Annotated in this window: 11 protein-coding genes; 1 reads left to right on the top strand and 10 read right to left on the bottom strand. The window is 66.8% G+C overall.

The features are described 5' to 3' along the window. Positions 1-165: 165 nt before the first annotated feature. Positions 166-648, bottom strand: a complete 483-nt coding sequence (locus tag C7I55_RS08380) for a hypothetical protein (protein WP_106512403.1) — start codon at positions 646-648, stop codon at positions 166-168. A 215-nt stretch (positions 649-863) separates the two neighbouring features. After that, entirely contained in the window at positions 864-1,178 is a 315-nt protein-coding gene (locus C7I55_RS08375) for a hypothetical protein (protein ID WP_106512402.1), read from the bottom strand. Between the two features lie 408 nt (positions 1,179-1,586). Here C7I55_RS08375 and C7I55_RS08370 point away from each other — a divergent pair, with 408 nt between their 5' ends. Next, positions 1,587-1,838: a hypothetical protein gene (locus tag C7I55_RS08370; RefSeq protein WP_106512401.1), complete on the top strand. Its 252-nt coding sequence runs from the start codon at positions 1,587-1,589 to the stop codon at positions 1,836-1,838. Positions 1,839-2,041: 203 nt separating this feature from the next. Here the strand turns inward: C7I55_RS08370 and rlxS are convergent, their stop codons facing one another. From rlxS to C7I55_RS08330, 8 genes are all read right to left on the bottom strand, one after another. Beyond that, complete coding sequence (gene rlxS / locus C7I55_RS08365; protein WP_106512400.1) at positions 2,042-4,048, bottom strand: relaxase/mobilization nuclease RlxS; 2,007 nt, start codon at positions 4,046-4,048, stop codon at positions 2,042-2,044. A gap of 352 nt (positions 4,049-4,400) precedes the next feature. After that, entirely contained in the window at positions 4,401-4,751 is a 351-nt protein-coding gene (locus C7I55_RS08360) for a hypothetical protein (RefSeq protein WP_106512399.1), read from the bottom strand. 309 nt (positions 4,752-5,060) lie between these two features. Further along, positions 5,061-5,474 (bottom strand): single-stranded DNA-binding protein, encoded by a 414-nt coding sequence (locus tag C7I55_RS08355; RefSeq protein ID WP_106512398.1) that lies wholly within the window; start codon positions 5,472-5,474, stop codon positions 5,061-5,063. Positions 5,475-5,761: 287 nt separating this feature from the next. After that, positions 5,762-6,685: a nucleotidyltransferase and HEPN domain-containing protein gene (locus tag C7I55_RS08350; protein WP_106512500.1), complete on the bottom strand. Its 924-nt coding sequence runs from the start codon at positions 6,683-6,685 to the stop codon at positions 5,762-5,764. 68 nt (positions 6,686-6,753) lie between these two features. Then, entirely contained in the window at positions 6,754-6,978 is a 225-nt protein-coding gene (locus C7I55_RS08345; protein WP_199192760.1) for a sigma factor-like helix-turn-helix DNA-binding protein, read from the bottom strand. Next, positions 6,971-7,882, bottom strand: coding sequence for an ArdC family protein (locus C7I55_RS08340; RefSeq protein ID WP_106512396.1), 912 nt, complete (start codon positions 7,880-7,882; stop codon positions 6,971-6,973). Before C7I55_RS08340 ends, C7I55_RS08345 begins: the two co-directional genes overlap by 8 nt. Positions 7,883-8,239: 357 nt before the next feature. Further along, a complete protein-coding gene (locus tag C7I55_RS08335; protein WP_106512395.1) occupies positions 8,240-9,205 on the bottom strand; it encodes a DUF2493 domain-containing protein in 966 nt (321 codons plus the stop codon). Between the two features lie 588 nt (positions 9,206-9,793). Beyond that, positions 9,794-11,920 (bottom strand): ParB/RepB/Spo0J family partition protein, encoded by a 2,127-nt coding sequence (locus tag C7I55_RS08330; RefSeq protein ID WP_106512394.1) that lies wholly within the window; start codon positions 11,918-11,920, stop codon positions 9,794-9,796. Positions 11,921-12,109 lie beyond the last annotated feature (189 nt).

Here is a 12,109-nt window from a genome sequence, read left to right as displayed (position 1 = left end):
GAACTCCCATACAGGCTCGCAGCTCACATCGCTGCATCGAGAAGCCGGACAGATGGCAGCATCCGATCACGTGCCAAATACCCAACGAAAAATCGCTTGCGCTGATGGGGGCGTCCACAGATGGAAAGGCGACTTCAGTGAGGCGTCCTCCGAAGCTTGGGCGGTTCAAAAGACAACGATTCTGCCGCCCACAGGAAACGCTCCCTCCCAGCCGCAGGGGAAGTGTCCCTGAGCGTACCAGTAGCCCTGACTCGCATAGAAGCCGGGCGGGTAAAGGTCCGCGAACTCCGCCTCCATGCAAAGGTGGAGGATGTCCCAATCGACGCTGTCCGAGAAGACCCGTGGGAGGCCCTTTCCCTCGACGACGGCCCGCGTCTTGTCGTGCACCAGCGACTGCACCTGCGGCTTCACGCGACCTACAGTCTCGTTCCACTCAGCCAGCGCGGAGGGAGAGCGCTCTGCAAGCCGTCCGCGGTACTGATTGGCGGCCTCCAGGCAAAGATCCTCCCACTCTGGCGACGCGCAGCTCGCGATGGCTTCATCCCACGTCGATAGAACCCTTGCCATTTTGGTGTCCGCGACACCGATGTTCGAAAACCACTCGATGCGGCGAAGTTCGTCTAACGTGGCTATGGTTCTCGAATGCATTCCAATCCTCGCAGCGATCGATCGAGTAAGCGAGCCGTACAACGATGACGTTCCGGGTCCAAATCCGAGCGGAGCGGCGAGTCCGCCTTGGGCCGAAGCACGTCCTAGGTCCCCGCATGGGGCACGCCGGCGGCGAACGTCAGGGTGCCGCGCGGAAGCGGACCTTCGCAGGGTCGGCTGACGATCGAGCCGGGAACAGCCGGGGAGGGTGGTTCTCAGACGTTCGTCCCGAGCCGTTGAAGCTCCCTTAAGGCGAGGACAATGCTACCGTAAAAGGCTGCTTGCAGGAGACACCCATCAACCTCTTTGGCGGTGCCGAAATCCTCCTCAATTTCGTCGAAAAACACCACCAGTTTGCCAATCCGAGCGACCACGAACGCGCGCATGACCTCGCCATAACGGTCCCATGAGACGAGGTACGGTTCAACGAAGTACCCTTCGAGCGCGGTTCGTAGGGCAGGATCGATCCCGACCCACTCTCGATCGATGCAGGCCAGAACCTCTTCTTTGGTCGCGGGAGCCCAGTTCACCTTCACCCTCCGGTCGCGAGGTTAGCCGCGAAAGAGCGACAGCCGCAACGGCAGCTAAGGGTCGATCCGCGCTGTAGCCGGCATAGGAGGCGCCTGTCGGCTCGAACGTCAGGTTCCCGTGCGCAAGTCGACATTCGCCCGCAGAGCGACCGGTTCCGTTGCAAGCGGACGTTCGCAGCGGTCCGGCGAATGGCCGGAGGTGGTCGTGAGCTGCCGAGAGGCTGAGAGCGAGATTCTCCGCCACCTCCTGTGGCGGATGGAACGGCAGTTCGGTCGAACGTGACCGGGCGCCATCGGCGGCACGGTCGTCCTAAACAGGCATGCGGCTGATCGCCTGCGTCGTTGGTTGATCGCGAGATCGCCAGGATTGCGATCCCCATAGTGGGCTGCCGAAGGAGAGCACGATTCATGAAGGAGGCAAACTACGTTCGCCTGACTTTGGCCACGGATACGATCGACCTCGGCCAAGGCTGGATCGAGGTGGTCTACGGCGGATTGCGTCTGCCGATCGATGACCTCGATGCGGTGGGTGACATGCTCAAATTCAGCCTTCGCAGCGGCGGTGTCCTCCTCCTGGACCCTGACGCGGAGTTCGGCATCATCCGAATCGCGGCACCGGAAGGGGCAGATTCAAGAGAGACCCCGCCACCGTCGCATTGAACTAGAGGGTCCGACCGCAGGTCTTGGAGAGGCCCCCCACGTGCCTCTTACCGTCACGTAAGTCTCAGTCACCGAGCAGCGTCATACGCCACGCGCACCATCGATCGCGTGCAGATCCACTCGATGGGCGACAATCCCCTTATGACCGATGAGTTCGACGATCGTTACCCGCTCCATATGCAGCGCCGCTCTGCCAGGCAAATTCAAGACACGCTCGGCCCATTCCGCCCTCGTCCGAACGACCAATCGATACTTTCGCCACGCATCAGCCCGGACACAGACTTGCCGACCTGGCGCTCGAGCACGGGCCGCCATGGCACCAGCGTGAAATCACGGGCGCGCTCGATCACAGCGAAGCGGCCGCTGACCAGATCGGCCGGGCGCCGGTATATGCCGTCAACCCGCTCGCCCTCGGCCGCCTCGCCGAACGGCAGCTGGAGCTCGTCCGCAAGCTGCCCCGCCACGCGCAGCAATTCGCGCCGTTGCAGGGCCGCGATCATGCCTTGTCGAAAGCTCACGCCGCTTTCCGCCTCCTCAGCGAACCCTTGCGCCACCAGCCATCGCCGGCGTCGCTGCTGCGCCTCGAGCACTTCGTGGCCGAACCCGGCATCGCGCACCGCCATGGGCGCAGCCGACACCATCTCACGATCGATCCAGATCGCGGCCTCCATTTCGATCAACCTGGCGAGCGGCTGCGACGACAGAGACCTGACCGTGACGGGCCGATCACGAAGGAGAGATTTCTCGTATGCCGCGACGCGATCGAGATGGTCCGGGCTGATGACCCACCTTCCGGAGGGCTCCCGCTCGACGATCCCCTTTGTTCGCCGCATCGCCTCGAGCCGGCGCACATGGGTTTGCGCGAAGCGCTCGGTTGCGGTCGGATCATGCCGCAGATGCGTGTCGACATCGTATCGTCCGCCATTGGCGGCTGCCACGGCGGCGATGGTGCGATCTGCTTCCCGCATCCCGGCACGAACCGGCTCGATCGCAACGATGGCGCCCCGGACGGCTCCCATGCCGGGGTCTCCGTCGTTCACGCTGAGCGACGGCTTTCCGATCGCCACATAGTGGCTGCGCCCGTCCACCCCATCGACGACCAGATAATGGCGGTCCGCATGCTCATCCGCGAGCCCGTGGGCCAGCACCCGGCCGACGAGCCGGCGGGCGTCCGGCGCAGCCGGGTCGTAGATCGCCTGCTCGGCCGGTGCCCGCGCCGCTGCGGCGCGGGTAAATTCTCGCTGCATGGTGCGAATGATGTCGCCTCGCTCCCCCATGCCGCGCAAGGTCTCGGCGAGATCCGGCGCAAGCCGGTACCGCCCTCCACCGAGATGCTCGGCCAGGCCCAGGCGCGCCAGCTTCGCCAGCCGGCCGGCGCGCAGCGTCTGGTCGAACGCGCTCCGGCCCGTGGATGTCACCTCCCGCTGGTCATCCGCAGCCTTGAGCAGGGCCCGGTCGATCGAAGTCAGGCGCTCCTGCTCGATCTCGGCGCGCAGGCCCTGCTGCATCTCGCGTTCGGTGCGCGGCCCGAGGTCGAGGTCGACAAGCTCCGCGGCGCGCTCCCGAATACCGGCGGTCATATAGTCGCGTGCGAGGATCAGATCGGCCCCTCGCTCATCCTTTCCGCGGACGACGATGTGGGTATGCGGATGCCCGGTGTTGAAATGATCGACCGCGACCCAGTCGAGCCTGGTCCCGAGATCCTCCTCGACCCGGTCCATCAGCCGGCGCGCGAGCGGTTTCAGATCATCATATCGGTGCCCGTCCTCGGGCGAGACGATGAAGCGGAACTGATGGCGATCGCCGTTGCCCCGCGCGAGGAATGCCTTGCCGTCCACCCCGTCGCCGTCGCGGCCGTAGAGTGCGCCCGGCGCGCCCTCCCGCGTTGTCCCGTCGCGCTGCAGGTAGCGCAGGTGCGCGGCGGTCGCGGAGCCCCCCTTGCCGGCGAGCTTGACAATGCTCGCCTTGACGATGACGCGGCGGCGGCTCGACGCCCGATAGCCGCCATGACCGACGAGCACGCGACCGACGCCGGCGCCGCGGCCGATGCGGCTGCCGGTAAAGCCCGCTCTCGCCAAGCCCCGTCGTGCGATTCCGCTTCTGGCGAGATTGGCCGCGGCAAGGATGCGGCCGAGATAGCGGCGCGGCGCCCTGTTGCCTTGCTGACGCTGGCGCCCGAGGCGCGGTTCGAAGCGGTCATCGTCTGCCATGGCCGAAGGATCCGACGGGTAAGAAGCCCAAGGATGACGCGTGCCGCGACCGAAGAAAAGCAGTGCCGCCGAACCGCGCGCAAATCGGCCATTTCCGGAGCGACCGGCACTGGCGCGACCGCGGCAGTGCCGGTCCACTTTTCTGAAAACGATGTGCAGACAAAGGCTTATGGCGCCACCGGTGCCATAGCTTTATCTTGCCTTAGCCGGCCCCCCATCCCTTTCCGGCCTCCCGACGCCCACGACATCTCACGACCAGCCGTTCCCGGAGCGATAGTCTCCCCGGCGTGCGCTAAAAAAAGAAGCGGAAGCGACGCCGCCGCGCCGCTCCCGCCTCTTCATTTTCGATGGCTCAACGCGCCAGATGGAACGCGATTTCCGCGTCCGCGGCGCTTCCGAACTGCCGTTTCCAGACCAGCTCAACGGCATTTCCGTCGCCGTCTACCAGGCACAATCCAACGTTCCAGCAACCATCGAGGCAGCTCAGAACCACGATCCGCGACATCTCTTCGGTCGCCTCCTCATCACCGAAAAATAACGCTTCATCCTGCCCGAGATAGCGTTCCCGCACCCGCGCCTCCCACAGGAAATCGATCGCTTCGGCTTCCAGGATCCGGTCCGCCCATATGCCTCCGAACTCCGCCTTGAGCGCGTCCACCAGAGCATCGCAGCGCCCGGTTCCGATCATCGTCATCGCGTTCATCACAATCTCCTTTCGTGGTCTTCAGGATCGAAGACGGCGCTTCAGGAGCGGGCGGCGGAGCGGCTGTCAGGGACGCCGAAGGCGCCGCGAAGCGGGGCGTGGGGGAGCCGATTTGCGCAGCAAATTGGGGGCACCGCGCATCCTTGAGAGCCGCTTCGCCGGCCGCCACACTGGGCCTCTACGAGACGCCCCCTCACCGCCGCCTCCGCCCGCACCAACAGCGTCAGCGGCGTTTTCGGCCTCTTCGAACCCGCCGCGGAAGCATGGAAAGAGCCCCGGCGGGCATGCCGCCGGGGCGTTAAGAGCATCTCAGTAGGGCACGTCCTCATCGAAGTCCGGCTGGGGCTCGGATCCGCCGTCGCCGTTGTCTTGACGCGGGCGGCTGAGGAACTGGACGTCGTCGGCGATGACCTCGCAGCCATAGCGCTCGACGCCGTCGCGATCGGTCCAGCGCGTGTAATGCAGCCGACCCCGGACCGAGACGAGCATGCCCTTGACCGCATGCTGGGCGATGATCCGCCCAAGTCCGTTGAAGCAGATGATGCGGTGCCACTCGGTGTCCTTGGCAGTGAAACCGCTCGCATCCTTGTAGGTCTTGCCCTCGCTGTCGCGCTTGGGACGGCCTGTTCCGAGGCTCAGGGTCGCGACGTCGGTACCGCCGGTGGTGGAGCGAAGCTCTGGGTCGGCGCCGAGATTGCCGACAAGGATCACGATGTTGGTCATGGCTGAAGTCTCCTGTTCCTGCCGCCGGGACCGCCCCGTCGACAGCCCGGAGACAGGCGCGGCCGAAGCGGCGGAGCGCACCCGCAGGGGAAACCCCGGCCCGAGGCCGGCGCGGGCAGCCCGCAGGGCAACACGGGTCGAAGGGTCGCGGGTTGCGCCTCGCCGCGGCCGCGCCAGAAGGGCTGAAGAAGGAGATGGGGAGATCCGCGCGGCGGATCGGAAGACCATGACGCAGACCGAAAACCGGCACCCCGAGGTCAATTAACGCCCCGGGGAACATCCAGCCGTCAGGCGGCGGCGCTCTGCTCCAGAGCCTGGATCCGCTCCGAGCAGACGGCATGCACGACCCGGCCGAGCTCTTCGACCTGCTCACCGAGCCAGGCCAGCTGCTCTTCGCTGATCCGGTAATGGCGGGAGTAACGCGCCTTCACATAGGCGTCCTTGAGCTTCTCGAACGTCGCGCGTTCGCGTCGGCTATCCTGCGGCCAGACATAGACCAAGCGGCGATCGATGCGCTCTGCCTGGGTGCGAAGGAAGCCGAGGTTGTGCACGTGCGGGGTGTAGAATGTGCAGACCAACAGCACGCAATGATAGAGCCGCTCGGTCGCTTGATGGAGATTGAACGCCGCCTCGCGAGGACCGCCCTGAGTAACAAGGAATTCTGAAGCTTGCTTGAAACGAGCAGCGCTCGGATACCACTCCTCAAAATATTCCCGCGCCATCGCGAGCGCCTGCGTGGCCGTTTTCGGCTTGGGCGAGTGCAATTCGGTATCGTCGCACTGGTACAGAGCGATGCCGTCGCGGGCGAGATCCGTGAAGAAATAGCGGCCGTGGGCGAGACCGTCATTCACCTCCTGGAGTGTGTGAACGATGAAGTTGACCGGCGTCCTCAGCGTCTTCGTGATCGACAGTTCGCGGATCAGCCGCTCCTCGGCCTTCGCCCAATATTCGACGCGGTCGACCAGCCTCTTGTCGTTGACGATGATCAGCAGGTCGAAGTCGGACTGATAACCCTTGGCGGTGTGCGGCTCGTCGACCCACCCGCCCCGCGCATAGGATCCGTACAGGATAACCTTGAGGATTCGGCCCTTCTTCTTCCAGTCCTGGGTGGCGAGCGCAGTCGCCTCCCCGAACTCCTCGAACAGGATCTGCACCACGCGCTCGAGCTCGCGCTGCTTGGCCGGGGGAAGATGCTCGAGGTCGGTGCGCATGGACCGACTTTCGGGAGGCGAGGCCCGGATGGCAAGAGCCATCCTGCTTGCCGCGGCGTCGTGCAGGCTCATGTGCCGCCCTCCTCCTGCCCCGTACGGAGCGCCACATCGATCAGGAACAGGGCTTCGGCGAGCTCCCGCTCGACGACGCGGACATCCACGTCCAGCCGCTCCGCAATGTCGGGATAAGCGAGGTCCGCCACCCGATGGAGCAGAAAGACCTCGCGCGTTCGCGGCGGCAGGGTCGCCAGTGCGGCTTCGAGCCGGGCGAGTAATTTCGCACGATCATCCATGACCGTTCTCCCGGTCCGGCGCGAAGGCGAGCAGGTAATCGGCGGCCTTGCTGGCGGCGCTGGCGGCACGGAAGATTGCCTTGTCATCCCCGCGCAGCACGTCCAGCCAGGCGCCGATATAATCCGAATGCCGGACGGTCGGCTGGATGGCTAGGGAGGCGCAGGTGAAGGCGCTGGTCAGCTCGGCGACCAGTTCCTCCCGCGCGTAAGCAGCACCGCCGAGAAACCCGCTCTGGACGCGGCCGAGCCGGCTCGAATGGCCGGTCCAGTGGCCGAGCTCGTGCAGCAGCGTGCGATACCAGTTGATCTGATGGGGGTAATATTGCTGCGGCGGGACCTGCACGAAGTCCGGATCGGGCGCATAGAAAGCGAGTCCACCGCCGATCCTGATCTCGGCACCGGTCGCGGCGATCAGCGCCTCGGCATGGGGAATCGCCTCGCGTTCGCCGAGCGCTTCCTGCGCGCCGATGAGCTCCGACGGCAGGCCGTCGCACTGGTCGACATTGAAGACGACGAAGCGCTTCAGGAACGCAACCGCTTTCGCCTGGCCGTCCTCGTCACGCGCCTTCTCGGCCTCGTCCCTGGGCGTGAACCGGTCCGCATAGCAGACGATCGTCCCCTTCTCGCCCTTGCGGACATGGCCGCCAAGCGCGAGCGCCTGCCGGAAGGTCAGCCAGCGATGCGAAGAATAGCCGCCCTCCACCACGGCGGACCAGAGGATGAGCACGTTGATCCCCGAATAATGCCGTCCGGTGCCGCCATTGTGCGGCATCGCCGGCCCGCAAGAGGCACTGTCCCAAGGCTGGACCCAGGGCAATCGCCCCGCCTCAAGCTCCGCGATGATGCGGTCCGTGACCTCGGCGTAAAGGCTGGACGCTCTCGTTGCTGCTTGTGTCTTGCGCATGATCTTCGCTCCTTCAGCGCGCCCCGGGATCCGCCGAGCGGGTGGGCGCAGGAGCGGATCGGCGGGTCCGCTCAGGAGGCGGACCGCACCCGCCGAGCCCCATCGCGGCTTCGCGATGGAAAGGCTCAAGGGCCGAAACGGAGTGGAGGACCCGGGCGCTAGCCCGGGTTGCGGCCCACCGGAGCGGGCCCAAGGAGAGCGACGCCCACCCGCCTCAGCGGCGTCCGACGACGCTAACGTAATCCGTGCCGAGGCCCCTCCCACGTGCTCGAACGCGATCCGCGTCGCCGTGCGTGCTTGCTATTGGCGTCCATGCGGGAGCAGCCGGACCGGCCCGAGGCAGGTCCGGCGAACCGGTCAGCCGGCAGCCTCGGCGAGCCGCGCCGCATGCTTGGGATGGGTGCCGAGCGGACCCCGACGATCGACCACGGCGATCTGCTTCGCCTTGGCGTCGACGACCAGGCGCTCGAGCACGCCGCTGCCCGGAAAGGCGACGAGACAGCGCGGTTTGAGCGACAGCATCTGCTCGTTGCGCTTGAAACCGGCACGCTGGCCAAGGCGGGTGTCGAGCCCGAACGCGATCTGCGGCACCTTGCGCGCCTCGGCCCAGGAAGCGGCGAGACGGTCGACGCCCTTGTGGTCTCCGCCATGGACGAGGACCATGTCGGCGACCCGTCCGCGCACCTTGTCGAGCGTGTCCCAGACGTTGTTGGCAAACGTCTTTGCCTCGAGGTCCGTGGCGAAGGACAGCCTGCCGCCGGCGAACAGCACAGGCGTGCCGTCCGGCATTCGGGCCCGCTGGCGGGCTTCGCCGCGGGCCCGCAGGAAGTCGCGGCCGTCGACGACGGCGGACGTGCAGGACGCCCCATGGTTCAGGCGTGACCCGCCGGCCGGGCGCCACGAGGAGCCGGTTTCGCGGGAATAGAGGAAGGCCGCCGCCTCGCGCATCGCCTCCAGGCCGAGCATCGCGGCCTCGGCAGAGCGGGCCCGCTCGATCTCGCTCTCGAGCTGGCTGGAATTGACTTCCGAGCCGTCGGCGGCGGCGAGCAGACACCGTATCTCGTCGGTCGCGCGGTCGATCTGGCGGCTGCGCTTGGCCGCGGCACGATGGAAGAGGTTGACCAGACCCCAGGCGATTTCCTCGGAATCCTCCTCGAGCGCGGTGTCGGGGAAGAGCGCGAACAGGTCGGACCAGATCGCAGCGAGCGTCTGCGTGACCGCGTCGGGATCGGGCGGCTCGGTGCTTCGGCAGGGCCGGATCCGTTCGGCACGGACGTGACCGAGTTCGAGCTGGGCGAGCTGTGCGGCAAGGCTGGTATGCATCGAAACGTCTCCCGTTGAGACGCCGGACCGTCCGGCGACGGGAGCCCGCAAGACCCGGTCGGAGCGCATCTCCCGCACCGCGCGGCAAGCGCGGGAAACCTCCGGCCGAGGCCGGCGCGGGCAGCCCCGCCAAGCGGGGCAACACGGGCCGACGGCCGGTGGGTTGCGGGGATGCGGCGCCGGGTCAGGGCGCCCTCTCGCGCCGGACGCGCGCGCTGAATGGGAAGCTCGAGTGAGAGCCCCCTGCCGCGCGGAACTGACGCGGCACGCAGAGGGCAGTGTTGCTCAACACGGGTTGGGGACGGCGGGGATCCCGGGCGACGATCTGCCGGCGGTGGGGTGACGATTGCCGATCTCCTGTGAACGGCCTGCCGCCCGTCCGGACGGGTGGAGGCAGGTCCTTCAGGGAGGCATCTCGGCGACACCCATGTGCCAGGTCGATCGCGGCGGAAAGTGGGGAGCGTCTGCATATCCCGTTGGACGATCCCTGCGGCCACTTTTGACAAAATCCGGTCGCCGCCCCCAGCCGGTGCTGAGCGGGATGCGGGCGCTCCCCCGGGGAGAAGCGCCCGCGGAAGCAACAGTCTCTCAGGCTGCTTCCTCGATCCCGCACATCAAGCCGCTGCCTTCCCTCTCCTCGCCGGGATCGCCCTCCCCGCTAGCCGCCCCGAATTCAGACCCGTCGGCAGCCGACCCCCAGAGCGCCTCCAGCGCCGGTGCGTCGCCTGCGCCCGCAAGACCGGTAGTTGGCCGCTCTTCCCAGGGAGGGACATCGGCCTCCTCCTGCTGATCCGCAGCCGCCGCGAATCGCATTGCGTCCGGCACCCAGGCCAAAGCCGCCGCCTTCACTTCGACGTCACCGATGAAGTCGCCCGCGAAGATACGTTCGCAGCTCTGCGCAAGCTCGGCTTTCCTGGTGTTGGCATAGCGGGCGGAGAGCGCCGGTCCACCGATCTCGGCGAGGGCGGCGAGCGTGACGCTTTTCGGCACGCGGTCGAAGAAGTTCATGCCTGTCGGCCGCCACCAGCGTGCGAGGTCGATCCCGAGCAGCGCGGAAAGGTGGTCGTGGAACGCGCAGCCCGCGCCCCGCGTGCCGATGCTCGCCTCGGGGGTACGGGCAACGGCGTAAGCGAGCCACGCCATCCGCGCCTCGGAGCTCAGGGAGCGGAATGCATCGAAGCGTGTCCCGCGCGTGTCCCCCTCGGCCCAAGTCCGGTCCAGGCTCTCGACGATCCCGGCAAGCTTCATCGTCGCCGGAGCGTCCGCCGTGCAGAAATCCGGCATCGGATCGGCAGGCCGCGAGGCCCTCAGCGAGAAGCCGCTTCTCTCCGAAACACAGCCCGTCTCCCCGTCGACCATCAGGAAGGTCGCGAGATCGAGCGCAAGCGCTGGATCCATGACGATGTGTACAGCGAGGATGTCCCGGCGCTGCATGGACAATTCGCCAAGGAGACGCTGCGAGAGCGCAGGTCCAGTCTCCGCAACTGCCGCTGCAGGGTCGCAAGGTATCGCGGCACCATCCACCCGCGTCTCCCCGGCTTCGCCGCCGCCGTCCGGGTCGGCGGCTTCCTTGTAGAAGACATCATGCAGGGTAGGCCTGCCCTCCTCGTCGAGCAGGAGGAACGTACCGGCCTGCTCGCGCAGCGCCGCCGGAAGCATTGGTGGCTTGTCGGTGAGCGCCCTCATCTCCTTGTGCAGCATGGCCATCCGGTCTTCGGCATCCTGCCTCGCCTCCTCCGACGCCTCTGCACCATCGACCAGTTCGGCAAGCGCGTCGAACTCCTCCTGAAGCGCCGCCACGCGCTCCATCTCGGCATCGGTGAGCGTCGCCGGCTCGGCCGGGATTCGCTCGAGCCCGCTCGCAAGGCTGTGCCCGATCCACTCGGCGAGCGTTGGCCGCACCCAGGCGAGCCCGGCTCCGGAGGCTTCGTCCGCCGCGATCGCTTCCAGCTTCTCGGTCGCGAGGCGCTCGAGCAAGGGTACGTCCAGCCAGCGCGCTGCCGCCTCGCCCGAGAAGAGGTCCCGTTCCACGCGGCCGCCGGCCGCCACATAGGCATTCTCGCCGACAAACCGGGCCCGTCGGTCCGCGCCGCTTGCGGTCGCCTGCGTCATCATCCGGCGGACGCTGTCAGGCTGGGCGCCGCCATAGCTGTTGCCGATCTGCTCGAAGACCCAGGCCTGCCGCTCGCGATCGCCGGTCACGGCATAGGCCTTGGCCACCTCGAGGCCGATCTCGCCGGACCCGAGCGCCTGGAAGACGACCGGCGCCAGATCCGCGAGCCGGAGCCGCCCCTCCACGAAACGGGTGGTGAGCCCGAACCTGCGCGCGATGCTCTCGACGTCCGTACCGCTGGCGATAAGCTGCCGGAAGGCAAGGCATTCGTCCGCCGGATTCATCGAGAGGCGCTGGAAATTCTCGGCGACGCTCGCTTCCTCGGGCGGGATGGTTCCGACCTCCAGAACGAGGCATGGCACGCCGTGCGCCTGGTCCAGCTTGCCCTCATCGGCAAGCGCCTGCAGCGCGCGCCTGCGCCGCTCCCCGGCTTCCACCGCGAAGCGGCCCCTTGGCTTTGCCACCGGCGTCACCACAAGATTCTGGAGCAGGCCGCGGGCCTCGATGTCGGCCTTGAGCTGCGCGTCCGCTTGCGCATCGCCACGCCGCCGAACGTTGCGAGTGGAGGCGAGAAGTTTATTAAGAGGGATAGTCCTGATCATGGAGGGTCTCCGCAAACGAGCCGGCGCGGACTTTCCGCACCCGTCGCTCACAAGCGGCGAGCCTCCTTTCCTCTTCCAACCCGCAGCCGCGGGGATGAGCTCACATACGGCGCGATCAGAACGTCATCTCCGGACTCTCTGGCCCAGCAGATGGGGCGATCCGGATCGACTCACTGGCTCGTCCGTGCC

The organism is Allosphingosinicella deserti (genome assembly GCF_003012735.1).
Taxonomy (GTDB): domain Bacteria; phylum Pseudomonadota; class Alphaproteobacteria; order Sphingomonadales; family Sphingomonadaceae; genus Allosphingosinicella; species Allosphingosinicella deserti.
This window is presented reverse-complemented; position numbering and strand designations above follow the sequence as displayed.

Bases quoted from the DNA above. Each gene is read 5' to 3' on its own strand.
- C7I55_RS08340 (WP_106512396.1), bottom strand. From the start codon at position 7,882: ATGCGCAAGACACAAGCAGCAACGAGAGCGTCCAGCCTTTACGCCGAG.
- C7I55_RS08335 (WP_106512395.1), bottom strand. From the start codon at position 9,205: ATGCATACCAGCCTTGCCGCACAGCTCGCCCAGCTCGAACTCGGTCAC.
- rlxS (WP_106512400.1), bottom strand. From the start codon at position 4,048: ATGGCAGACGATGACCGCTTCGAACCGCGCCTCGGGCGCCAGCGTCAG.
- C7I55_RS08355 (WP_106512398.1), bottom strand. From the start codon at position 5,474: ATGACCAACATCGTGATCCTTGTCGGCAATCTCGGCGCCGACCCAGAG.
- C7I55_RS08380 (WP_106512403.1), bottom strand. From the start codon at position 648: ATGCATTCGAGAACCATAGCCACGTTAGACGAACTTCGCCGCATCGAG.
- C7I55_RS08350 (WP_106512500.1), bottom strand. From the start codon at position 6,685: ATGCGCACCGACCTCGAGCATCTTCCCCCGGCCAAGCAGCGCGAGCTC.
- C7I55_RS08370 (WP_106512401.1), top strand. From the start codon at position 1,587: ATGAAGGAGGCAAACTACGTTCGCCTGACTTTGGCCACGGATACGATC.
- C7I55_RS08330 (WP_106512394.1), bottom strand. From the start codon at position 11,920: ATGATCAGGACTATCCCTCTTAATAAACTTCTCGCCTCCACTCGCAAC.
- C7I55_RS08360 (WP_106512399.1), bottom strand. From the start codon at position 4,751: ATGAACGCGATGACGATGATCGGAACCGGGCGCTGCGATGCTCTGGTG.
- C7I55_RS08345 (WP_199192760.1), bottom strand. From the start codon at position 6,978: ATGGATGATCGTGCGAAATTACTCGCCCGGCTCGAAGCCGCACTGGCG.